We start from the raw sequence: 22,051 nt of genomic DNA, 5'->3' as shown, positions 1-22,051 counted from the left end.
CGCCGGGGGAGGGCCGCTCCCCCGTCTCCGAGGGCCCGGCGCTCACCTGGGTCTACTTGGCCGAGCGGATCGAGTGGATGTGATCGACGACGTGGGTGTAGATCTCCTCGACCGTCGCCACCTGTTCGGGGGTGAGCAGGTCGATGAAGTGCTCGCGGACGCTGGCCACGTGCTCGGGGGCCACCCGCTGGGTGGTGTCCCAGCCGAGGTCCGTCAGCACGGCGTAGGTGCCGCGCCGGTCGTCCTCGCAGTCCTCCCTCGTCACCAGTCCCGCGGCCTCCATGCGGGAGATCTGGTGGGAGAGCCTGCTGCGGGACTGGATGGTCGCGTCGGCCAACTCGCTCATGCGCATACGATGCTCGGGACTCTCCGAGAGGTTCACGAGGATCTCGTAGTCGTTGAGTGACAGGCCGAACGCCTGCAGTTCACGGTCGAGCTGGTGGGACAGCAGACGGTGCGCGGCGAGGTGGGCGCGCCAGGCGCCCTGCTCTCGCGGGCTGAGCCAGCCGGGGTCTTCCATGGCTTACAGCATAAGATCGCACTGATTGAGCAGGGTGGACGGAGTGGCGATGGGCGCGGGCGAGACCAACGAGAGCAGCGAGAGCCTCGGCACGGTCCTGATCGCCGGCGCGGCGAATCTCGCGATCGCGCTGGCGAAGCTGGTGGCCGGCCTCATCAGCTCCTCGGCGTCGATGTTGTCGGAGGCGGCCCACTCGGCGGCCGACACCGTGACCGAGGTGCTGCTGTTCACCGCTATCCGGCACGGCGAGCGCCCCGCCGACCGGCGGCATCCGCTGGGACACGGCCGGGCCAGCTATCTGTGGGCGATCATCGCGGCCTGCTTCACCATGGTCGTCGGCGCGGGCTTCTCACTCACGCACGGCTGGCACACGATCAGCCACGGCGAGGAACTCGGCGACGTCGCCGTCTCCTACATCGTGCTCGCCGTGTCCTTCGTGATCGAGTCGGTCTCCCTGTGGCGGGGGTGGTCGCAGCTCAGGAAGGAAGCCGGCCGGCAGCAGGTGACCTCGAGGCGGCTGCTCTCCCGGACCGCCGACACCATGCTCAAGGCGGTCATCCTGGAGGACATCGCGGCCCTGGCAGGTCTCGTGCTCGCCGGTCTCGGCCTGGTGTTGTCCCAGGTCACCGGTTCGGCGGTCTGGGACGGCGTGGCGTCGATCGCCATCGGCCTGCTCCTGCTCGGCGTCGCGCTCACCCTGATCAAGACCAACGCCTCCCTGCTCATCGGCCAGGCCGCCTCGACCGTGCTGGAGGACGAGATCCGCACCGTGCTCGTGGCCCAGCCCGAGGTGGAAGGCGTCGTCGACCTCGTCACCGTCGTGATGGGCCCCAACCAGGTCATGGTCGCCGCGAAGATCGACTTCCTCGACGAGACGACGGGGGAGCGGCTGGAGTTGGCCTCCGACCGGGTGGAGCAGTGCCTCACCGAGCGGTTCCCCGAGATCAAGCAGGTCTTCCTCGACCCGACCCCCGGCCGGTCAGCCGCCCAGGAGGCGTAGCTTCCCCGGCTCGTCGGTGATGGCGGTCGCGATCACGGTGCCGGCCTTCCACTCGAGGAAGTGACGTCCCTCCCATTCGAGGTCGCCCGACGGGCCGCCGTCGAAGGGGAGCGCGGACAGGTCGACCTCGCGCAGCCGGTCGAGGGTCAGCTCGCCCCGCTTGACCAGGGCCTCCTTCCTCACCCACTGCCGGATGAGCCTGGTGTTGTCCCGGCCCACCAGGGCGGCCTCGGCCGGGGTCAGCGCGAGAGCCGCGAGGCTCTGGTCCGCAGGGCCGGGCGTCGCGTGCTCGGCGTCGATGCCCACCCGGCCGTAGCCCGCGGCCGCGCAGACGTATCCCGACGTGTGGGCCAGGGTGACCGAGAGTTCGGGGGCCTCGGCGAGCCGGGGGCGGCCATGGGCCTGGTCGCACCGCTCGCACCGCTGCACCACGGTGAGCATGCAGGCCCGCGTCCCGAGGATCTCCGCCGCGCAGTGCCGTACGAGCAGGTGGGCTGCGATGAAGTCCAGACGGTCCTGCCTGCGGGTGAACCGGTCCGCGCGGGTGCGCTCCGCCTCGGTCAGCGTGCCGCCGACGACCTCGAGCACCTCGTCGGTGTAGCCGGCCACGGCCAGTGGGGGGCGCACGCGCTCACCCTAGGGGAGCCGTATGACGATCAAGTGAACTGGTGGCGGAGGTGGTGACTCCGATATCCGGCCGGACGGTATCGGTCCGGTACATATTCAAGCGAAAGGTGATACTTAACATGTAGTGAGTCAGGAGACTTGACGGGCCACCTCGGTCGCTGTTGCCTGGGAAAACAGGCTGATCCGCTCCCACCGGCCGGTCGGGGCGGGAGTCGGGGATCTTCCCTCGGGGCCCCGGAAAGGCGGTGTCGGTTGCTCATCGGTTCGATCTTGCAGGGTAAAGGGACCAGCGTGGCGACGGTTCGCCCACAGGCCACGGTGACCGAGTTGCTGGCGACGCTCGCCGAGCTCAACATCGGCGCGGTGGTGGTTTCGGACGACGGGGCGACCATCGCGGGAATCGTCTCCGAGCGGGACATCGTGCGACGGCTGCACGAGCAGGGTGCCGGCATCCTCGGCCATCCGGTGTCGTCGATCATGACGTCCGACGTCCGTACCTGTGCTCCGGACGCGAACGTGGACGAGCTCCGCCGTACCATGACCAACCACCGCATACGTCACGTACCGGTCGTACGGAACGGCCGGCTCGCGGGCATCGTGAGCATCGGTGACGTCGTGAAGAACACCATCGAGGAGCTGGAGACCGAGAAGGACGCCCTCGTCGGCTACATCCACAGGTGAGACGGGCAGGAAAGGGGCCAGGCGGTCTGACCGCCGGGCCCCTCGTCTCACTTGACCGTGATCTTGTCCACTTCGACCGTGATGCCCTTCACCTGTGGGGTGGAGGTGGCCGTCGTGACCGAACCGGTGCCCGAGGAGACGCCCTTCAGCGTGAAGGAGTAGGTGAACGTCTCTCCCGGAGCCCCCGGCGTGCTGGTGATCCGGTAGTCCTGCGTGGGCGGCCCGCTGATCTGGCTGCCCCCTGTGCCGTCGGCGTTCTCCGCGCCGACCGTCAGGCCCGCCGCACCGGGGTCACCCGGCAGGACTGCGGGGTCGTAGGCGTAGGTGATGTCCTCGGCGCCGTTCAGGCCGATCCATTGCTGGAAGACCTTCCGGTCCGCCGTGCCGGCGAGATTGACGTGCCACTCGAGCACCAGCCAGCGGTTCACCTGGTCGGTGAGGAAGCCGGCGTAGACGCCCGGCGTGCCGGTGCCGTCCAGGTTGGTCCAGTACGGCGCGAGCACGCCGTTCGGCGGGGTGGCGTCGGGGAGCGTCTGCGGCGTGGCCTGGATCTGTGCCGGGTCGGTGATGCCGCCCGCGACCGCGTAGCCGTTGGAGACGACGCCGATTCTGTTGTAGGTCTGCCCGGCGAAGACGAACGCCGGAACGTTGAGGTTCACCGCCGACTCGTTGCCGACGGGGATCGGCGCGATGCCGAAGTCCGCCAGGGAGAGCCAGCCTCCGGCCGGGTTCTGACCTGGGGCGATGACCGGCCTGGCCGGCTGCCTGCCCGTGAGCGTGGCCTTGGCGGTCACGATCTGGCTGCCGACCTTGGTCGCGCCGGTGGCCCCGGTGAGACGCAGCCTGCCGTCCAGGGTGGTCAGCGCGGTGACCTCGGTGTCGTCGAAGGTGTTGTTCTGCGCCGTGACGGTGCAGGTCGACGTCCCCGAGTTCTTCGCGATGTCCGACGGCGAGCAGGTCTGGTCGATCGGAACCGCGCCCTCCTGGCGGAAGAACGCCACCGGCAGGTGCTGCGCCCGGTTGCCGCCGACCTGCTTGAGGTTCACCTGGCCGAAGTACTGCCCGGTGGGCAGGTCCGGCGCGGTGATGACGATGGTGATGCCGACGCTCTTGCCCGGCTTGACGGTGAACAGCGGCGGCAGCACGGTGATGTTCGCCCCGCTGACCGTGGTGCCCGTCGCGGTGTAGATCAACGTCTTGTTCGTGGTGTTGACGAGCGTGCGCTTGGCGCTGATGACGCCCGGCATCACCGGGGCGTTCACCGACGGCAGGTTCAGGTCGATCCGGTTCAGCGGGTCGTTCGCCGAGGCGCGGTAGTCCGCCGCGCTCTCGTCGAGCGTCAGGGCCGCGTCCCCGGCCTTCGACAGGTCGATGCGGCCGCCGCCGTAGTCGAAGGGGTCGGCTGGGGTGGTGCGGTCCGGCTTGGTGACCTTGGTGGTGGCGGTGGTCTCCAGCGCGGACTTGACCTGGCCGGGAGTCCACTTCGGGTGCAGGGCGAACATCAGCGCGCCGGCGCCCGCGACGTGCGGCGACGACATGGACGTGCCCGCGATGACCTGGTACAGGTTCCCCGGGGGGCCTTCCAGCGCGGACTCGGGAGTCGGGGTCTGGCCGGCGAGGATGTGCAGTCCGGGCGCGGTCACGTCCGGCTTGAGGAAGTCGGAGCCGGGTCCCCGGGAGGAGAACGTGGTCATCACGTCTCCCTGCCAGGTGGCCTTCTGGCCCTGGGTGAAGGTGGCCGTCGTGTTCGGGTGGGACGCCAGCCACGACAGCAGGACGTCGGTCTCCGGCTTGTCGATGTGCACGGCCGGCAGCCAGTGGTTGTCGGTCATGATGTCGAGCGGCGTCGTGTTGTAGAGGATCATTCCGGCCGCGCCGCCCTGCTTGACCTGGAAGCCCTTCAGGACCCGGTTGGTCCCGCGCTCACAGGCGACGATCTTGCCGATGAACAGCCCGGGCGGCGCCGGGTGGAGACACTGCGCGTCGTTGTACGGCGGAGCCGACGCCAGCACCACGGGCAGCGGGGCCGCGACGCCCGAGGTGATCGAGGCGCCCTTGATCGTGGGACCGCCGGTCAGGGTGATCGTCGACTGGAACGTCCTCGACTGCGTCGAGGCGGCCACGGTGGTCACCCAGGGGCTGCGGTGGTCGGTCGTGCCCGCGCCGGGGCCGGAGTTGCCCGCCGAGGCCGAGACGAACACGCCTGCGGCGTACGCGTCGAGGAAGGCCAACTCGACCGGATCGCTGTAGGGATCGGCTCCGCCGGAGATGGAGAAGTTGATCACCCGTACACCGTCGGCGACGGCCTGCGCGACCGCGGCGGCGGAGTCGGTCTGGTAGCAGCCCTCCGCGCCGCAGATCTTGTAGACGGCCACGTGCGCCGCCGGGGCGATGCCGTGGATCGCGCCGCGGTCGATGCCGAGAGGGTTGGCGTGCTCGACCGGGCCGCCGGCTGAGGTGCTCGCGGTGTGCGTGCCGTGCCCGTTGGAGTCACGTGCGTTGTCCGGGTAGACCTCGGGAGTCTCCGCGTTCGCCTTGTACGTCTCGAGGAACGCCTGACCGGAGATCAGCTTGCGGTTGCAGACGAAGACGTCGGTGGCCGGAGTCAACGGATTGTCGCCGAAATTGCACGTTCGCGGCGTGCCGTCGGCCTTCGCCGGTGGGGCCGGGAGCGTTCCCGGGTCGGCGAACGAGGGGTGTTCGGGCCACGCGCCCGAGTCGAGGATGCCGACGATGACGCCCTTGCCGGAGGACTTCGTGCCGCCGAGCTGGTTGTAGATCGTGTTCGCGCCGATGAACTCGGCGCTGGAGTCGGTCAGCGGGTGTTCGAGCTTGTCCTCCTGGACGGCCGCGACACCGGGGAGTTTGAGGAGGCCGGCCGCCTTGTCGGCCGGGAGCGTGAGGGCCACGCCGCCGTAGACCGTGCGGAGTCTCTGGCCCACCTTCGCGCCGGGGATCTTCTTGCTCAGCTCGCTGAGGAAGGTGTTCTCGACGTCCTCGATGTGCTTTTGGTACTTGGCGGCGTCGGCGCTCTTGAGATCGAGCGACCTGCCGGTCACCGAGGGGCTGGTGGCGGGCAGGCCGGGCAGGCCGCCCTTGTAGGCCGCGACGGCGTCGTAGTCGAGCTTGACCACGACGCTGACGGGTGCGGGGGAGACGGACTTGAGCAGCGCCTGGTCGCTTTCGGCCAGCCGGCCGCTGTCCGAGGTCGCGCCTTGGACCTGATCGGTGACGGCGACCGGTGTAACGCTCCATGTCCGTGTCGGCGAGGGGCTTGGGTCGGCGACGGCCGACCCTGCGGGGATCATCGCCGTGATGAGTCCGAGTCCGGCGACGACCGCGCCGGCGCGTAAGAAGGTAGGCGGGGGCTTCCTTGACACGACACCTCCCTGTAGTGCTGCAGGCACTCGAGGCACACAGGAATGGAGGCGTCGCGCCGCCCAGATGGCATGGGAAGGTACGAGCCCCTCCCCGGTGGGCGACGAGCGAACGGCCACCCGGGTGGGCGGCCGATCCTGACAGGGAGTCTAACTAACGATCATTTATGCGGCTAGATCGTTTTTTACGGCAATTTGACGGGGTCTTTTGGTAATCGGTTGGGCTGGCGGCGGCCCTTTAGACTTGATCCGTGAAGCTCAAGCTGGATCTCCATGACATCTACAACAAGGGCGGCGAGATCGACCGGGCGCTGCGCGGCATCATCCAGGAGGCGGTCCAGAAGAAGGCCACCCAGGTGGAGATCATTCCGGGCAAGGGCTCGGGACAGCTGAAGAAGAAAGTGCTGCGATTCCTGGAACAGAAGGAGATCAAGGCGCTCTATCACCGGATCGACAAGGACGCCAAGAACCACGGCCGCCTGTTCGTCTACTTCCGCTGGTAACCCCCCCTTTTTTCCGCGTGATCATGCACAGGTTCGCCGACCCGCCGCCTGACCTGCCCAGACTGTTGCCGTGATCATGCACACATTCGTGTGGGATGAATCTGACCTGCGCGTTTTCTCTGCGTGATCATGCACAGATTCGCGCAGAGCTCGTCTCACGTGCGCAAACCTTCAACGTGATCACGCACAGGCTCGGAGAAGTGCCGCTTGACCTGCGCGAACTCCGATCGTGATCATGCGAGTTCCTGCCGGCCGTACCACGTGATCGGGATGTGCTCTCCGTCCCGGAACCCTGCATGATCACCATTGACGACGGCGCAGTTCAGCGGCGTCTTCTCCGAATCTGCGCATGATCACGCTCGACAAATGTGCAGGTGGGAGGACGTTGACCCGAATTTGTGCATGATCACGTCCGAGGTTTCCGCACGTGAGGAGCCATCCGTACGAACCTGTGCATGATCACGCGGAGGGGGTCGGGTCAGAGTTTGCGGAAGGTTCTGGCCTCTTCGGCGGATGCGAGGACGTCCGGCAGGGACGCCCCTCCGCCCACCGTGACCGCCGCCGCGATGGCGCCCTCCACCAGCGGCACGTCGGCGATCACCACGGACCCCGGCTCCTCGACCAGCTTGGCGGTCAGCACCGAGCTGCCGAGGTCGGGGATCAGCACGACCCCCATCCCCTGGTCCACGCTCTCGATGGCCGCGATCACCTTGTCCAGGCTCGTACCGAGACCGCCGTCGTCGGTGCCTCCGGCCGCGGCCACCGGCACGTTCTCCCCGCCGATCTCGCGGGCGATCGCCGCCACCTCTTCGGCCAGCCTCGCGCTGTGCGAGACGATGACGATCCCGACCATCGCCTGAGCCTGAGCCTGAGCCTGAGCCTGAGACGCGGCCTGAGCCTGGTCGTCCATCACGCCTGCCCGGCCGCCCGCCGCAGCGCGGTGAAGATCAGCACCGTCGACGCGGCTCCCGGATCCTCGTGCCCGACGCTGCGCGGGCCGAGATAGCTGGCCCGTCCCTTGCGCGCCTGCAGCGGGACGGTTGCCCGCGCGCCCTCCTCGGCGGCGGTCGTCGCCGTCTCCAGGGCGTCCGCCAGCTTCGCCCCGTCCTGTACGGCCTGCGCCAGGGCTCTGACGGCGGGAGCGAACGCGTCCACCAGGGTCTTGTCGCCTTCGGCTGCCCCGCCCAGCTTCTGGACCCCCTCCTGGGCCGCCTCCAGCGCCGTGACCAGGCCGGCAGGCGTGATCTCCGGGGCGTCGCCCAGCGCCCGGCCCATCTGGCGGAAGGCCGTGCCGTACAGCGGGCCGGATGCTCCTCCCACCTTGCGGATCAGCGCGGAGCCGGCTTGCACCAGGACCGCGCCCGGCGTCTCCGGAGGCGTATCCGCCAAGGCCTGCCGTACGGCCGCGAAGCCCCGGTCCAGATTGGCGCCGTGGTCGGCGTCGCCGATCGCGGCGTCGAGCTGGGTGAGGTGATCACGCTCGGCCTGTACGGCTGTCGCGGCCTCCTTGATCCAGGCCAGGAAGAAGGATGTGTCCAACGGTGGCTCCTTGCTGCACGGCGTTTCCTGTCAGAGGGTTCTCCGCGGGCTTCGATCGTCGCCTTCCGGCGAGGGTCCCGGGCGGGAGTCGGGGAGAGTGAGGATCAGCGACCCCAGCGGAGCCCCGGCGTCTCCACCGGAGCGTCCCAGAGCCGGGTGAGCTCGTCGGTCAGACGGCAGACGCTGACCGAGAAGCCCTGCATGTCGAGGCTGGTGACGTAGTTGCCCACCAGGCAGCGTACGGCTGTCGCGCCCTTCTCCTCGAGGTAGGCGGCGACTTCCGCGTACACGATGTAGAGCTCCAGGAGCGGAGTGCCGCCCATCCCGTTGAGCAGGACAAGCGTGTCGCCGGAAAGGGGGACGTCGTCGTTGATGGCGTCCATGGCCAGCCGCGCGATCTCGCGGGCCTCCCGGTGGGTGCTGCGCGTGCGGCCGGGCTCGCCGTGGATGCCGATGCCGAGCTCGATCTCGGTGTCGGACAGGTCGAACGTCGGCTTGCCGGCGGCGGGAACCGTGCCTGCCGACAGGGCGACTCCGAACGACCGGCTGCGCTCGTTGACCTCCTGGGCCAGGCGGGCGACCTCCGCGAGCGGGGCGCCGGTCTCGGCCAGGGCCCCGGCGATCTTCTCCACGAACAACGTCGCCCCCGTGCCGCGGCGGCCGGCGGTGTAGAGGGAGTCCTGGACGGCGACGTCGTCGTTGACCAGGACGCTGGCGACCTCGATGCCCTCGTCGGCGCACAACTCGGCCGCCATCTCGAAGTTGAGCACGTCGCCCGTGTAGTTCTTGACGATGTGGAGCACTCCGGCTCCGCCGTCGACCCCCTTGGAGGCCTCGATCATCTGGTCGGGGACGGGTGAGGTGAAGACTTCGCCGGGACAGGCCGCGTCGAGCATGCCGTACCCGACGAAACCGCCGTGGAGCGGCTCGTGGCCGGCACCGCCGCCGGAGACGAGCCCGACCTTGCCCGGCCGCGGCGCGTCCCGCCGGTAGATCACCCGGTTCTCGATGTCCACGCGGAGCGAGGGATGCGCCGCCGCGACGCCGTGGAGGGTGTCGGTGACGATCGCGTCGACGCTGTTGATGAGCTTCTTCATGACCACGCCGTCCTTGTCCGTTCTCAAGGCCCACTTGTGCCCCGTCCGCGATGACGGCAAGCGGTCGCGCCGCGGGCATCCCGCGATGTCAGGTACGCCGAGCCGCAACGAACCGTCGTTCGGACCCTCTGGGGGCTCGGAACACCGGTGCCGTCGTCTGGGTAGACCAGGTTTTCCGATGCTATGCCCAATGTCTATTTATGCCAATAAGTCCGAATTATTGGCGTCGACTGTGTGATGTGGACGTAAGTTCGGCACATGTGGAATGTGATTCGGGACTGCGGACGCCGAACCAGAGCGGGCCGATTCTGATCTGGCATTCGGGAGTGGGGTGTAGGAGGATCTTCCCATCCTGACAGATGGGAGTCGGCATGTCGGTGCTGCGCGAACTTGTGGAGAGCATCCGGACCGGTGGGATCGAGGTGCTCGACCTGACCGCGCCGCTGAGTGGGACGACGCCGATCCTCCTGCTACCCGAGCAGTTCGGGCAGACGGTGCCCTTCGCGCTCCATGAGATCAGCCGGTACGACGACCGGGGCCCGGCCTGGTACTGGAACAACTTCACGACCGGCGAACATGTCGGGACGCACTTCGACGCCCCGAATCACTGGGTGACGGCCAGGGACGGGGAGGACATCTCCCAGGTCGCCGTCTCCAAGCTCATCGCCCCCGCCGTGGTGCTCGACTTCGTCGCCGAGGCGCGGCGCGACCCCGACTTCCTCCTCGAGATCGACCACGTCAAGCAGTGGGAGGACGAGCACGGCCCGCTGCCCGACGGAGGCTGGCTCCTCTACCGGACCGGCTGGGACGTCCGGGCGCACGACCAGGCCGAGTTCCTGAACGCCGACGAGACCGGGCCCCACACCCCGGGCATCTCGGTCCAGTGCGCCCGCTACCTCGCCGAGGAGACCCCGATCGCGGGACTCGGCGTGGAGACCGTCGGCACCGACGCAGGCGCGGCGCACTCGTTCGACCCCGCCTTCCCGTGTCATTCGTTCCTGCTCGGAGCCGGCAAGTACGGCCTCACCCAGTTGCGCAACCTCGACAGGCTGCCGCCCACGGGAGCGGTCGTGATCGCGGGTCCGCTGCCGATCGTCGGCGGCTCGGGCAGCCCGACGCGCGTCCTCGCCCTGGTGGAGAGATGAACGTCGCGGAGGCCGTCGGCACCGTGCTCGCCTCTTTGGGCGTCCGCGCGGCCTTCGGCGTCGTCGGGAGCGGCAACTTCCACGTGACCAACGCCCTGACCGAGCAGGGCGTCCGCTACGTCGCGGCACGGCACGAGGGCGGCGCCGCCACCATGGCGGACGCCTATTCGCGGATGAGCGGCACCGTCGCGGTGCTCAGCGTGCACCAGGGGCCCGGCCTCACCAACGCCCTGACCGGCGTCACCGAGGCCGCCAAGAGCCGTACGCCCCTGCTGGTCCTGGCCGCCGAGGCCACCTCGCCGCGCTCGAACTTCCGGATCGACCAGGCCGCGCTCGCGGCCGCCGTCGGCGCGCACGGGGCCAGGGTGGGGTCGGCGGAGACCGTGGTGGACGACACGGTCATGGCCTACCTCGCCGCCCTGCTCGGCCGCCGCACGGTGCTGCTCAACCTGCCCCTCGACGTCCAGGCCGAAGAGTTGCCCGACGACGTCGTGCACGCCGTACAGGAACTGCGCGCGGGCCGCGGGAGCAGGCGCCAGGAGGCGGCGGGCCTCGTCCCGCCTCCATGGGGACTGACCTTCCCGGGCGTACAGGAGTCCAGCGCGGAGGAGCCCATCGTCTCGGGCTCGCAGGGCGGGGGACCCGGCGTCTCCGGAGCCGTGGCGGAGTTGGCCGGCCTGCTGGCGGCCGCGGAGCGCCCGGTGTTCGTGGCGGGACGCGGCGCGCGCGGCTCCCGCAAGGAACTCGAGGCTCTGGGGGAGCGCGTCGGCGCGCTGTTCGCGACCTCGGCGGTCGCGAAGGGACACTTCCACGGCAGCCCGTGGGATCTGGACGTGAGCGGCGGGTTCGCGTCCCCGCTTGCGGCGGAGCTCATCGGCGCGGCGGACCTCGTCGTCGGATGGGGCTGCTCCTTCACGATGTGGACCACGCGGCACGGCACGCTCATCGGGCCGGACACCAAGGTCGTCCAGGTCGAGATCGACCCCGACGCCATCGGCGTCAATCGCCCGGTCGACCTGGGCGTGGTCGGAGACGTGCGGGAGACCGCGCGGACGGTGGGTGCCCTGCTGGCCCCGGCCGAGCCCGGTGAGGCGCCGACCGGCTATCGCGGCCCCGAGCTCGCCGGGCGGATCGCCCGTGAGGTCCGCTGGCGGGACGTTCCGTACGAGGATCTGAGCGGGGACGGCCGGATCGACCCCCGGACGTTGTCGATCGAGCTGGACGATCTCCTGCCCGAGGAGAGGGTCGTGTCCATCGACTCGGGCAACTTCATGGGGTATCCGACGATGTTCATGTCGGTCCCCGACGGAAGCGGTTTCTGCTTCACGCAGGCGTTCCAATCGGTCGGGCTCGGCCTGGCCACCGCCATCGGGGCGGCGCTGGCCCGGCCTGACCGGCTGCCCGTCGCCGCGCTGGGCGACGGCGGCCTGCTGATGAGCGTCGGGGAGCTCGAGACTGTCGTACGGCTGGGCATCCCCATGGTGGTCGTGGTCTACGACGATCAGGGGTACGGGGCCGAGGTGCACCATTTCGGGCCTGACGGGTTCCCGCTCGACACGGTCAGGTTCCCGCCGGTGGACATCGCCGCGATCGCGCGAGGGTTCGGCTGTGAGGCTGTGGCCGTACGGGAGAGGGCCGATCTGGCGGACGTCGCCGAGTGGCTCAAGGGCCCGAGGGACAAGCCCCTGGTGGTCCACGCCCAGGTGACGGCCGACAAGGGCGCCTGGTGGCTCGAAGAAGCCTTCCGCGGCCACTGACCCCCTAACCCCCCGCGTGATCATGCACAGGTTCGGTGATTGCCGTGCCGGCCGGCGCAAACCTAAGCCGTGATCATGCACAGGTTCGGCGGTTACGCCGCCGACCTGCGCCGATGCCCGGCGTGATCATGCACGGATTCGTTCACGGGGCACCTGGCCTGTGGAAACGTCTTCCGTGATCATGCGCAGAATCGGACAGGTGCCACCTGGCCAGCGCGGAATCACTCCGTGATCATGCAATCCCGGCTCGGCAAGGATAAGTGACTATCTGCATGATCACGAACGTGATCGTGCCTGGTCATCGGTCATGCCGCCGAATCTGCGCATGATCACGAAAGACGTTCGCGCTGCTCGCCGACCTGATCACCGAACCTGTGCATGATCACGGCGCGGGGTTGCGCAGGTCGGCGGCGCAATCACCGAACCTGTGCATGATCACGCGGCGGCTGTGCATGATCACGCGGGAGGCGTGCGTGATCACGGTGGAGGGGGGTGGGCGTAGGTTTGAGGGATGGAAGCCATGACGGATGCCGAGTGGCGCGAGTTCGTGATGACGGGTACCCGGACCGGGAAACTGGCGGTCACCCGTGCGGACGGCCGGCCCCACGTGACCCCGATCTGGTTCGTCCTCGACGGCGACGACGTGGTGTTCAACACCAGCGAGACCGGTGTGAAGGGGAGGGCGCTCCGGCGTGATCCCCGGGCGACCCTGTGCGTCGACGACGAGCACACTCCGTACGCCTTCGTCATGATCGAGGGTGAGGCGACCATCTCGTCCGACCTCGACGACCTGATCAAGTGGGCGTCCGCGCTCGGCGGCCGCTACATGGGCCAGGACAGGGCAGAGGAGTTCGGCGAGCGCAACGGCGTGCCGGGCGAACTGGTCGTCAGGCTGAGAATCGACCGGGTCATCGCGTTCCGGGACATGGCGACCTGACGCCGCTCTGAAAATCCGTGAACGATGGGGCTTTCTGCGCCCAAGGAAAGGGGTGTAAGTAAGTAATAGGAGGAATAAATGAAAATTGGACTACAGATCCCCGATTTCACCTACCCCGGCGGCCCCGCCACCCTCGGCGCGGACCTGGCGGCGATCGCGAAGACCGCCGATGACGCGGGATTCGCGGCCATCGCCGTGATGGATCACTTCTTCCAGATCCGCAGCGTCGGTCCCAGCGAGGGCGAGATGCTGGAGGCCTACACCACACTCGGTTACCTGGCCGCCCACACGACCAGGGCCGATCTGTTCACTCTCGTCACCGGGACCATCTATCGCGAGCCCGGCCTGCTTGCCAAGATCATCACAACCCTCGACGTGCTGTCCGGCGGCCGTGCCTGGCTGGGGATCGGCGCGGCGTGGAACGACGAGGAGTCGCGCGGACTGGGATTCGCCTTCCCCGAGACGCGCGAGCGGCTCGAGCGACTGGAGGAGGCGGTCCAGATCTGCCTGCAGATGTGGACGGACGACGAGAAGCCCTACCACGGCCGGCACTACCAGCTCGAACGGCCGCTCAACTCGCCGCAGGCCCTGACCCGGCCGCACCCCCCGATCCTCATCGGCGGAGGCGGGGAGAAGAAGACCCTCCGTCTGGTGGCCCGATACGCGCAGGCCTGCAACCTGTTCCCCGGCCCCGACCTGGCGCGGAAGCTGGATGTGCTCCGGGCCCACTGCGAGGCCGAGGGCCGCGACTACGACGAGATCGAGAAGACCGTCTACTACCGCTACGACGTAGGCGACAACGGCGAGAACGCCCAGCGGATCGTCGACGACCTCGGCGGGTTCGCCGAGATGGGCTTCAGCCATGCCATCGGCCAGGTCAAGGAGGTCCACCGCCTCGAGCCGCTCGAGATCATCGGAGCCCGGGTCATCCCGGCGGCCACCGGCCTCTAAGCAGCCCCAGTAGGCGGCCCCGGTAGGCCGTCCGGCTTCCAGAGCCAGTTCCGGCGGGGATGGATGACCGTGAAGCCGGCCCTCAGCATGTTGTTCAGTGACGAGTTCAGCGTGTCCTGGGCCGGCTTCCAGGTCTCCGCGACGAGCCATCGGCAACCGGACGCGGCGGCGTCGCGGGCCCGTGCGGCCAGCAGGGCCGACTGCGCGCCGCCGCCGCGATGCTCGGGCAGCGTGGAGGCGCCGAAGAACGAAGCGGTGTCTCCATGGATGCGCAGATTGGCCGCGCCGACCATGTCGTGCCCGCTCCAGGCGGCATAGGCGCGGAAACGGCCGCTCTCCACGCCGTGGACCAGCACCGGCGCCATGTCCTCCACGGCCATGCCGAAGCCCCGCAGCAGGACGGCGGCCCACTCGGCGACCTCGTCCTTCCCCACGGCGGCGACGCGCAGGTCCGTCCGAACTTGTGGGAACGTTCCGGTGTCCGCCGCGCGGACCAGCTTCACCCAGGTCGATCCGGCGGAGATGTTCTGCGCGGCGCAGATGCCGGGCCACTCGGGCGGCAGGCACGCGGGGGCGATCTGCAGAACGGCGCCCGGGCTCGCCTGCTCGCGATAGAAGTCGCAGACCTCGGCGATCAGCTTGTGGCCGACCGGCTCGTCGAACCCGAACCCGAGTGCCTTGCTCCAGTAGCCGGTGGAGTCGTGCCGCATCGACAACGCGACGCCCCCGCCGATGCGTGCGGACGCGATGCCCAGCGATGACCGGGCGGGTTCGGGGGCATGGGCGACAAGGGCGTACAGGGACTCGGCTTCGGCGAGTTCGGCGACCGCCGCCAGAGGGTTCACGGTCGGTCTCCTCCCGGCTTCGGAGCGGATGGCGCGAGCGGCCGAAGGCGACACGCAGGATGAGGATACGCAGGGAGAATAAGGTCCGTGGATATCTATCGATAGAAACATGCCGAAAAAGCGTCTTCGGTCGCCCGGCGCGTCCTTCGCCCCGTGCCGTCAGCCGCGCCGCCGGTCGGCGTTCCCGCGTACGGCACCGCAAGCCAGCCGCGCGGCGTTCCCTCCCACGGCACCGCAAGCCACCCGCGCGGCGTTCCCTCCCACGGCACCGCAAGCCGTTCACATGACAGCGCGAGCCGCTCGGGCGACGTTGACCGAGCGGCTCGCGAGCGAAAGGGGCCGTCCCTTATCCGGCGGCGCCGTCCGGGTAGCCGAGGCCGCCCAGGTCGGGCTGCGGCGAGCCGCTCTGCGGCACGTCACCCCGGTACGGCCCGTCGATGACCGGAGGAACGAAGGCCTCCTTGATCGTGCGGGCGTTGACCCACCGGATCAGGTTGAAGATCGAGCCGGCCTTGTCGTTGGTGCCCGAGGCCCGCGCGCCGCCGAACGGCTGCTGGCCGACGACCGCGCCCGTGGGCTTGTCGTTGATGTAGAAGTTGCCCGCCGCGAAGCGCAGCCGCTCCGTGGCGTCCGTGATGGCGTGCCGGTCCTGCGCGATGATCGAGCCCGTCAGCGCGTACGGCGCGGCGCTCTCCATCTGGTCGAGCACCGTGTCGTACGACGAGTCGTCGTAGACGTGGACCGACAGGATCGGGCCGAAGTACTCCTTGACGAAGATCTCGTCCGTGGGGTCGGAGCACTCCAGGATGGTCGGCTTCACGAAATAGCCCGTGGAGTCGTCGTACGACCCGGTGAGCACGTCGATCGTTCCGGTCGCGCGGGCCCGGTCGATGGCGTCCTTGTGCTTGGCGAACGCCCTCGCGTCGATGACGGCGCCCAGGAACGTGGACAGGTCGCCGGACACGTCGCCCATCGTGAGCGACTCGGCCGCGGAGACCAGGTCGTCGCGCATGCGCGACCAGAGCGACCGCGGCACGTACGCCCGGGACGCCGCCGAGCACTTCTGGCCCTGGTACTCGAACGCGCCCCTGATCAGCGCGGTCGACAGCACGTCGGCCGACGCCGACGGATGGGCCACCACGAAGTCCTTGCCGCCGGTCTCGCCGACGAGCCGCGGATAGCTCCGGTAGCCGGTGATGCCCTCACCGACCGTGCGCCACAGGTGCTGGAAGGTCGCGGTGGAGCCGGTGAAGTGGATGCCGGCCAGGTCGGGATGCGGCAGCGCCACCTCGGAGACCGCGGCGCCGCCGCCGGTCACCATGTTGATCACGCCGGGCGGCAGGCCGGCGGCCTCGAACAGCCGCATCAGGAAGTGCGCGGAGAACTGCTGCGTCGGCGACGGCTTCCATACGACGACATTTCCCATCAGCGCCGCGGCGGCCGGCAGGTTCGCGGCGATGGAGGTGAAGTTGAACGGCGTGATCGCCAGGACGAAGCCCTCCAGCGGGCGGTACTCCATCCTGTTCCACACACCGGGCGAGGACACCGGCTGCTCGCTGAGCAGTTGCCGCGCGTACGACACGTTGAAGCGGAAGAAGTCGATCAGCTCGCACGCCGCGTCGATCTCCGCCTGGTGGGCCGACTTCGACTGCCCGAGGATCGTGGACGCGTTCAGCGTCGCACGCCACGGCCCGCTCAGCAGGTCGGCGGCCCGCAGGAAGATCGCGGCCCGCTCCTCGAACGGCAGGGCCCGCCAGGCGGGCGCCGCCTGGGCCGCCGCGTCGATCGCCGCGCGGACGTCGGCGGGCGTCGCGTCGGCCGTGGTGCCGAGCACCGAGGCGTGGTTGTGCGGCTGGACGACGTCGATCGGAGCGCCCCCGCCGAGACGCCGCTCGCCGCCGATCGTCATCGTGAGGTCGAGCCGGGCCCCGGTGAGCTCCTTGATCCGGTTCTCCAGTTCGCCGCGCCCCGCAGTGCCGGGCGCGTAGCCGCGCACCGGCTCGTTGGCCGGTACCGGAACGCTGGTGATCGCATCCATGGCTGACCCCTCTATTTCGCCGATCAGAGAATTACTTGCCGCTCAGGGAGCGGAGGAAGAAGCCGACGTTGGCCGGACGCTCGGCGAGACGGCGCATGAAGTAGCCGTACCAGTCGTCGCCGTAGGGAACGTAGACCCGGGTCTGCGACCCGGCGCCGACGAGCGCCTCCTGCTTGTCGGTCCGGATGCCGTAGAGCATCTGGTACTCGAAGCTTTCGCGGTCCCGGTCGTTCCGGTCGGCCAGCAACTCGGTGATGGCGATCAGCCGGTCGTCGTGGGTGGCCACCATCGGATAGCCGGTGCCCGCCATGAGGATCCGGAGGCAGCGCACGTAGGCCATGTCCACCTCGGTCTTCTTCTGGTGGGCGACCGAGGCGGGCTCACGGTAGGCGCCCTTGACCAGGCGCACCCGCGACCCGGCGAGATCACGGCAGTCGGCCTCGCTGCGGAACAGGTAGGCCTGGATGGCGACGCCGGTCTCGGGGAAGTCCTCGCGCAGGGCGCGCAGGATGTCCAGCGTCGAGTCGACGGTGGTGTGGTCCTCCATGTCGAGCGTCACCGTGGAGCCGCAGTCGCGGGCGGCCGCGGCGATCTGCCGGGCATGATCGAGCGCCATCGTGGCGTCGAGCGCCTGCCCGAGCGCCGACAACTTCACCGACACCTCCGCCTGCCGGCCGAGATCGAGCGGCCGGAGCGCGCCGAGCAGGGTCACGTAGGCCTTGACCGCGTCGATCGCCGCACCCGTGTCGCGGACCTCCTCGCCGAGGTGGTCGATCGTGACCGAGAGCCCGGCGTCCGTCAGGCGCCGGGTCGCGGCGACGGCGTCGTCGGGTGACTCGCCGGCGACGAAACGGTCGACGACCTTGCGGGTCAGGGGGAAACCTGACACCGCCCGGCGGGCGAGCGGGCTCCGTGAGCCTGCCAGAAGCAGCGAACCGAACATGGGGAAAGAGTAAATCCGCAGCTCACGGGTGGTCCACGGACATCCGCCACAGCGTTTTCATACAGATGCACAACAATGGACGGATGCAAGACATCGCCGACGAGATCGCCCGGATCCTCGACGCCTCGGTGACGCTGGAAGACCGATCGTTCAATCTTCTGGCGTACGGCGCGCAGAGCGGGGACATCGACACCGTCCGCCAGGAGTCGATCCTCCGCAGGCGCGCCACCGACGAGGTCCGCGCCCACTTCGAGGCGTACGGCATCGCCACCGCCGAGGGCCCGGTCCGGATTCCCGGCCTGCCCGGCATGCTCGGCCGCGTCTGCGTGCCGCTGCGGCACGGCGGGGTGAACTACGGCTACCTGTGGCTGCTCGACTCGGGAGCGCTGACCGACGAGCGGCTGGCCTCGGTGACGCCGCTCGTGGACCGCGCCGCCGCGCTTCTCGCGCACGAGGCGCGGGGCAGGCACGCCCGGCTCAGGGACTTCTTCTCCGCCGACTCCGCAACCCGGGCCGCCGCGGGGGTGGAGGCGGAGGGCCCCGTGGTCGCGATAGCCGTACGGACCTCGCCCGGCCGGGCGGCCGCGCTGTGGACGCTCCCGCGCGGCGTGCTCGCCGAGCCGGCTCCGGACGAGGCGCTCCTCACGGTCCTCGCGCCCGCGTCGCAGGCCGGCGAGGTCGCGCGGAGGCTCCAGGAGATGTACGGCACCGCCGCCGGAGCCGGAGGGGTCAGGGACGACGCGGAGGAGGCGTGGGAGAGCTGGCGGGAGGCCGTCGTCGCGCTGCGGGTGGCCGAGCATGTGGAGCGGCACGCCCCGGTCGCGACCTGGGCCGACCTCGGCGTCTACCGCCTGCTGGCCAGGCTCGCCCACCGGGAGCTCGCCGAGCTGGCGGCCGAGTCGGCGGCGCTGACAGCGGCAGGGGGAGGGCTGGCCGCGACGGTCGAGGAGTATCTGGACCGGTCCGGTCACGCGGGGGAGACGGCCGAGCGGCTCGGCGTCCACCGCCAGACGCTGTACTACCGGCTCCGCAAGGCCGAGCGGCTCACGGGCCTCGACCTCGCCGACGGCGAGGACCGCCTGCTCCTGCACCTCTCGCTGAAGGCCGCCGCGATCACAGGTCCCCCGCGGGGCGTGTAGCCCACGGGGGACCTGTGATCACGGGAACGGCTCCGGGCTAGGCGCAGGTCCTCTCGTAGACCCGCAGGAGCTCCATGCTGATGCGCTCGACCGAGTACCGGGAACGGGCCCGGTCGGCGGCCGCGTAGCCGATCGCCGTCCGCAGGGTCGGGTCGCCCAGCAGCTGACGGATCCGGCCCGCCACCTCGGCCGGGTGGTCCGGGCGGATCAGGAAGCCGGTCACGCCGTCGACGACCGAGTCGAGGTGGGCGCCGGCGGCCGAGGCGATCACAGGGATCCCGCACGCCATGGCCTCGAGCGCGGCCGTGCCCGTGGGCACGCTGGAGGGCAGCGAAAGGATCAGGTCGGCGCTGCGCATGAGCTTCGGCATCGCGGTGTGGGGCACCATGCCCAGCAGCTCCACCCGGTCGGCGACGCCGTACTCGGCGGCGAGGGCGCGCAGCCGCTCGACGCTGAGGTCGTCGCCGCCCGCGATCACGAGCTCGGCCTCGGGGACGGAAGCCAGCGCGTCGACGGCGCTCGCCGCCCCGGCGTGCCCGACGTGGAGCAGGCGGGGCATGGTCCCGCGCGGGAACGCGGGCCCCTGACGGCGGAAGCGCTGCGTGTCGACCCCGTGGGGCACGACGGAGATGTTACGCCGGGGGACGCCCATCCGGATCAGCTCCGACTCCTCGTCCGCGCACGCGGCGATCACGGCTCGGGCCCGCCGGCCGATCGCGCACTCCAGCCGGCGCACGGTCGCGGGCGTCCCGCTGTCCCCGTGGCCGTGGAACGTCTGGGTCACCGGCACGCCGAGCCCCTCGGAGCCGGCGATGGCCGCGAGCCCGCTGGACCAGGAGTGGGCGTGGATGATGTCGGGACGGCTCTTGCTCCACCGCCGCCGCAATCCGTCGCTGAAGTCCGAGATGTACGGAAGAAGGTCGCTCTCCGAGAGCTCCATGTCGGGCCCGGCCGGGACATGTTCCACACCGGCACCCTTGGCCTTGGAGCGTGTGTAGACGGTGACCCGGTGGCCTCGCGCCAGCTCGCGTGCGAGGGCGGGGGTGTCGGGAGTGAGCTCGTGAGCAGAGACGATCGCGATATCCATGGCACACCTCAAGGCAGAAAGGCGCTTGAAAAGGTGTGCCTGCGTCTTAGGCACGATCTATGTAAGCGTGTTTACCGTAGCCTGGATCGAGCTAAACGCCTAATCGGGAAAATCATCCCGTCTGCAGCCGCGGTCCCGCCGCCTGGAGCCTGATCGTGCAGCCCGTGGCGTCGGACCGGACATCCACATGGTCGCAGACCTGCCTGGCCAGCCAGAGTCCGTCCTCGGCCCGCTCGATGGGACCGGGCGGCCGGAACCCGACGAGCGGGTCGGAGATCGCCTTTCCCGGCCGCCGCAGGTCGCAGACCACCGCCCCGAAGCTCTCCCAGATGCCCGCTGTCAGCGGCGTGCCGAGATAGCGGGCGGCCTCGTGCGCCGCCACGGCCAGCAACGAGGCGCTCTCCTCGGCGAGACCCCGGCGGCGCGCCTCCTCGGCCACGAACCGGCGGACGTCGTTGATCTCGTCCAGGGGGGCGCTCACCGAGCCCGCCGGCGGCGCGGCCAGCGGCGCCGCGTCGCATCGGCCGATGAAGTCGTGGGGATCGGCGTAGGTGGCCGAGGGTTGTGCCGTCCTGCCGTCGGCGCTGACCGACGGATGGGTCCGCAGCGCGTCCTCGGCGATGCCCGCGCCGACCGAGCGCGTGTCGTAGGGACAGATCATCCAGATCCCGGTGTCATCGAGCAGGACGTTGAGACCGGACTCCATCCGCTTCCACGCCAGCACGTCGCGCGCCGACTTGCCCTGCCACACCGGCTCGGCGAGGATCCGCACCCGCCTGTGGCCGCTGTTGCGCCGCCAGTACCGTGTGAACGCGGTGGCGCGCTGGGCCGTCCTGCGGCCGTAGTAGGCGGTCTCCGCGTGGTCGACCCGGGAGGCGTCCTCGCCCAGCGCCTCGCCGAGCAGTTCGAGGTTGCCCGACGTCGTGGTCACCAGGACGGGCTCGCCGTTGGCCAGACCGTCCCGCACGAACGGCACCGCCATCTCGAGGAACTCCTGGTCCGAGCCGTACAGGCTCGCCTGATGAATCATCTGCTCCATCGGGCATCCCCTCCTCGCACGCGCAGCCCGGGCGCCTTGTCCCAGCCGATCAGGCCGATCAGCTGGGCGACGTGTTCCGGCACGCGATCCAGCACGAGGGACCTGCCCTCCTTCAAAGACGTCGCCGTGTCGACCAGGGCCCTGAGGCCGGACAGGTCGATGAACGAGATCCGGCCCATGTCCACGTGCACGTCGCCCCGCTCGCGGCGCACGGCGGACGTCAGCGCCCTGGTCAGCTCGTCGACCGCGTTGGCGTCGATCTCGCCGTCCAGTTCGAGCCCCGGCGGGTCGACGCTGCGGCGGATGCGCAACAGGGCACCGTCGAACTCCAGGTCCACATCTGTTCCCCGGTGCAGGCGTTGCAGCTCCGACAAGGTGACGGGCGGGAAGACCCGCCGGTCGTACTGACAGATCCCCATCGCGACGCCCGAGTCGAACAGGGCCTGGACCTTGGTCTCGAAGGCCGTGAGGCTGTCGGTCCCCTCACGGACGGCCCAGCTCATCTCGCCGGTGAAACGCAGGGCGCGATACCCCTCGGCACGCGCCCGGTGCGCGGCCTCGGTGAGCTGGGCGACCATCACATCGGGGTCGGAGGTGCCCAGCGTGCGCACCTCGAGTCGCCCCGCGTACGCGTCGGGGTCGATGCCCCAGCCCCGCAGCAGCCCGGTCGCGACGGCGGGATGCGTGACGTCGGTGACGTACAGCACCTTGTCCCGGCCGGCGAGGCCCTCGTGGACGAACGGCGCCAGCACGGGTTCGAGTTCGGCCTCGTCGGAGAAGGCCACCGACCGGTGCTCTCCTGGTGCCATGCGCACAGCGGACCTCC

The 22,051-nt window shown here is 69.7% G+C and carries 20 protein-coding genes; 8 read left to right on the top strand and 12 right to left on the bottom strand.

Going from position 1 to position 22,051, the window contains the following annotated elements; genetic code table 11:
* Positions 1-52: 52 nt before the first annotated feature.
* Positions 53-520 (bottom strand): MarR family winged helix-turn-helix transcriptional regulator, encoded by a 468-nt coding sequence (locus tag Pmi06nite_RS00180; RefSeq protein ID WP_203950712.1) that lies wholly within the window; start codon positions 518-520, stop codon positions 53-55.
* Between the two features lie 34 nt (positions 521-554).
* Here Pmi06nite_RS00180 and Pmi06nite_RS00175 point away from each other — a divergent pair, with 34 nt between their 5' ends.
* Complete coding sequence (locus tag Pmi06nite_RS00175) at positions 555-1,520, top strand: cation diffusion facilitator family transporter (protein ID WP_239113471.1); 966 nt, start codon at positions 555-557, stop codon at positions 1,518-1,520.
* Here Pmi06nite_RS00175 and Pmi06nite_RS00170 read toward each other — a convergent pair.
* Entirely contained in the window at positions 1,500-2,147 is a 648-nt protein-coding gene (locus Pmi06nite_RS00170) for a 4'-phosphopantetheinyl transferase family protein (protein ID WP_203950711.1), read from the bottom strand. The genes Pmi06nite_RS00175 and Pmi06nite_RS00170 overlap by 21 nt on opposite strands.
* Positions 2,148-2,399: 252 nt before the next feature.
* On the opposite strand from Pmi06nite_RS00170, the gene Pmi06nite_RS00165 reads away from it, so the two are divergent.
* Positions 2,400-2,828, top strand: a complete 429-nt coding sequence (locus Pmi06nite_RS00165; RefSeq protein WP_203950710.1) for a CBS domain-containing protein — start codon at positions 2,400-2,402, stop codon at positions 2,826-2,828.
* 47 nt (positions 2,829-2,875) lie between these two features.
* Here Pmi06nite_RS00165 and Pmi06nite_RS42460 read toward each other — a convergent pair whose 3' ends face one another.
* Entirely contained in the window at positions 2,876-6,208 is a 3,333-nt protein-coding gene (locus Pmi06nite_RS42460; RefSeq protein ID WP_275409526.1) for a S8 family serine peptidase, read from the bottom strand.
* Between the two features lie 248 nt (positions 6,209-6,456).
* Between Pmi06nite_RS42460 and Pmi06nite_RS00155 the strand changes: the two genes are divergently transcribed.
* The gene (locus Pmi06nite_RS00155; RefSeq protein WP_203880454.1) at positions 6,457-6,708 is read left to right on the top strand and encodes a Smr/MutS family protein; all 252 of its coding nucleotides are present in this window, start codon (positions 6,457-6,459) and stop codon (positions 6,706-6,708) included.
* Positions 6,709-7,186: 478 nt separating this feature from the next.
* Here the strand turns inward: Pmi06nite_RS00155 and dhaM are convergent, their stop codons facing one another.
* The 3 genes from dhaM to dhaK form a co-directional block, all read right to left on the bottom strand.
* On the bottom strand, positions 7,187-7,561 hold the full coding sequence (gene dhaM, locus Pmi06nite_RS00150) for a dihydroxyacetone kinase phosphoryl donor subunit DhaM (RefSeq protein WP_203950709.1): 375 nt from the start codon (positions 7,559-7,561) through the stop codon (positions 7,187-7,189).
* Positions 7,562-7,617: 56 nt separating this feature from the next.
* Positions 7,618-8,247, bottom strand: a complete 630-nt coding sequence (dhaL, locus tag Pmi06nite_RS00145; protein WP_203950708.1) for a dihydroxyacetone kinase subunit DhaL — start codon at positions 8,245-8,247, stop codon at positions 7,618-7,620.
* A 104-nt stretch (positions 8,248-8,351) separates the two neighbouring features.
* Positions 8,352-9,371 carry a dihydroxyacetone kinase subunit DhaK gene (gene dhaK, locus Pmi06nite_RS00140; protein WP_444544140.1) on the bottom strand — a complete coding sequence of 340 codons (1,020 nt, stop codon included), beginning with the start codon at positions 9,369-9,371 and terminating at the stop codon, positions 8,352-8,354.
* Between the two features lie 344 nt (positions 9,372-9,715).
* Between dhaK and Pmi06nite_RS00135 the strand changes: the two genes are divergently transcribed.
* The 4 genes from Pmi06nite_RS00135 (at position 9,716) to Pmi06nite_RS00120 (ending at position 14,134) form a co-directional block, all read left to right on the top strand.
* Positions 9,716-10,489 (top strand): cyclase family protein, encoded by a 774-nt coding sequence (locus Pmi06nite_RS00135; RefSeq protein WP_203950707.1) that lies wholly within the window; start codon positions 9,716-9,718, stop codon positions 10,487-10,489.
* Positions 10,486-12,246 carry a thiamine pyrophosphate-binding protein gene (locus Pmi06nite_RS00130; RefSeq protein ID WP_203950706.1) on the top strand — a complete coding sequence of 587 codons (1,761 nt, stop codon included), beginning with the start codon at positions 10,486-10,488 and terminating at the stop codon, positions 12,244-12,246. Before Pmi06nite_RS00135 ends, Pmi06nite_RS00130 begins: the two co-directional genes overlap by 4 nt.
* A 511-nt stretch (positions 12,247-12,757) precedes the next feature.
* Positions 12,758-13,183 (top strand): PPOX class F420-dependent oxidoreductase, encoded by a 426-nt coding sequence (locus Pmi06nite_RS00125; RefSeq protein ID WP_203950705.1) that lies wholly within the window; start codon positions 12,758-12,760, stop codon positions 13,181-13,183.
* Positions 13,184-13,261: 78 nt separating this feature from the next.
* Complete coding sequence (locus tag Pmi06nite_RS00120; protein ID WP_203950704.1) at positions 13,262-14,134, top strand: LLM class F420-dependent oxidoreductase; 873 nt, start codon at positions 13,262-13,264, stop codon at positions 14,132-14,134.
* On the opposite strand, the gene Pmi06nite_RS00115 is transcribed toward Pmi06nite_RS00120, so the two are convergent.
* The 3 genes from Pmi06nite_RS00115 to Pmi06nite_RS00105 form a co-directional block, all read right to left on the bottom strand.
* Complete coding sequence (locus tag Pmi06nite_RS00115; protein WP_203950703.1) at positions 14,131-14,979, bottom strand: hypothetical protein; 849 nt, start codon at positions 14,977-14,979, stop codon at positions 14,131-14,133. The two genes, Pmi06nite_RS00120 and Pmi06nite_RS00115, sit on opposite strands and share 4 nt — an antisense overlap.
* 346 nt (positions 14,980-15,325) lie before the next feature.
* Entirely contained in the window at positions 15,326-17,017 is a 1,692-nt protein-coding gene (gene pruA / locus Pmi06nite_RS00110) for an L-glutamate gamma-semialdehyde dehydrogenase (RefSeq protein WP_203950702.1), read from the bottom strand.
* 31 nt (positions 17,018-17,048) lie between these two features.
* A complete protein-coding gene (locus tag Pmi06nite_RS00105; protein ID WP_203950701.1) occupies positions 17,049-17,960 on the bottom strand; it encodes a proline dehydrogenase family protein in 912 nt (303 codons plus the stop codon).
* 83 nt (positions 17,961-18,043) lie between these two features.
* Here Pmi06nite_RS00105 and Pmi06nite_RS00100 point away from each other — a divergent pair, with 83 nt between their 5' ends.
* Positions 18,044-19,099 carry a PucR family transcriptional regulator gene (locus Pmi06nite_RS00100; protein ID WP_239113402.1) on the top strand — a complete coding sequence of 352 codons (1,056 nt, stop codon included), beginning with the start codon at positions 18,044-18,046 and terminating at the stop codon, positions 19,097-19,099.
* A 37-nt stretch (positions 19,100-19,136) separates the two neighbouring features.
* Here the strand turns inward: Pmi06nite_RS00100 and Pmi06nite_RS00095 are convergent, their stop codons facing one another.
* From Pmi06nite_RS00095 to Pmi06nite_RS00085, 3 genes are all read right to left on the bottom strand, one after another.
* Positions 19,137-20,186 (bottom strand): glycosyltransferase, encoded by a 1,050-nt coding sequence (locus Pmi06nite_RS00095; protein ID WP_203950699.1) that lies wholly within the window; start codon positions 20,184-20,186, stop codon positions 19,137-19,139.
* Between the two features lie 112 nt (positions 20,187-20,298).
* A complete protein-coding gene (locus tag Pmi06nite_RS00090) occupies positions 20,299-21,225 on the bottom strand; it encodes an anti-sigma factor RsbA family regulatory protein (RefSeq protein WP_203950698.1) in 927 nt (308 codons plus the stop codon).
* Complete coding sequence (locus Pmi06nite_RS00085; protein ID WP_203950697.1) at positions 21,213-22,034, bottom strand: MEDS domain-containing protein; 822 nt, start codon at positions 22,032-22,034, stop codon at positions 21,213-21,215. Before Pmi06nite_RS00085 ends, Pmi06nite_RS00090 begins: the two co-directional genes overlap by 13 nt.
* Positions 22,035-22,051: the final 17 nt, after the last annotated feature.

Source organism: Planotetraspora mira (genome assembly GCF_016863275.1).
In the GTDB taxonomy this organism is placed as follows: Bacteria; Actinomycetota; Actinomycetes; order Streptosporangiales; family Streptosporangiaceae; genus Planotetraspora; species Planotetraspora mira.
This window is presented reverse-complemented; position numbering and strand designations above follow the sequence as displayed.

What these genes read in the sequence shown, in the direction of transcription:
- Pmi06nite_RS00180 (WP_203950712.1), bottom strand. Translation starts at nt 520, where the DNA reads ATGGAAGACCCCGGCTGGCTCAGCCCGCGAGAGCAGGGCGCCTGGCGC.
- dhaM (WP_203950709.1), bottom strand. Translation starts at nt 7,561, where the DNA reads ATGGTCGGGATCGTCATCGTCTCGCACAGCGCGAGGCTGGCCGAAGAG.
- Pmi06nite_RS00135 (WP_203950707.1), top strand. Translation starts at nt 9,716, where the DNA reads ATGTCGGTGCTGCGCGAACTTGTGGAGAGCATCCGGACCGGTGGGATC.
- Pmi06nite_RS00130 (WP_203950706.1), top strand. Translation starts at nt 10,486, where the DNA reads ATGAACGTCGCGGAGGCCGTCGGCACCGTGCTCGCCTCTTTGGGCGTC.
- Pmi06nite_RS00125 (WP_203950705.1), top strand. Translation starts at nt 12,758, where the DNA reads ATGGAAGCCATGACGGATGCCGAGTGGCGCGAGTTCGTGATGACGGGT.
- Pmi06nite_RS00120 (WP_203950704.1), top strand. Translation starts at nt 13,262, where the DNA reads ATGAAAATTGGACTACAGATCCCCGATTTCACCTACCCCGGCGGCCCC.
- pruA (WP_203950702.1), bottom strand. Translation starts at nt 17,017, where the DNA reads ATGGATGCGATCACCAGCGTTCCGGTACCGGCCAACGAGCCGGTGCGC.
- Pmi06nite_RS00105 (WP_203950701.1), bottom strand. Translation starts at nt 17,960, where the DNA reads ATGTTCGGTTCGCTGCTTCTGGCAGGCTCACGGAGCCCGCTCGCCCGC.
- Pmi06nite_RS00100 (WP_239113402.1), top strand. Translation starts at nt 18,044, where the DNA reads ATGCAAGACATCGCCGACGAGATCGCCCGGATCCTCGACGCCTCGGTG.
- Pmi06nite_RS00095 (WP_203950699.1), bottom strand. Translation starts at nt 20,186, where the DNA reads ATGGATATCGCGATCGTCTCTGCTCACGAGCTCACTCCCGACACCCCC.
- Pmi06nite_RS00090 (WP_203950698.1), bottom strand. Translation starts at nt 21,225, where the DNA reads ATGGAGCAGATGATTCATCAGGCGAGCCTGTACGGCTCGGACCAGGAG.
- Pmi06nite_RS00085 (WP_203950697.1), bottom strand. Translation starts at nt 22,034, where the DNA reads ATGGCACCAGGAGAGCACCGGTCGGTGGCCTTCTCCGACGAGGCCGAA.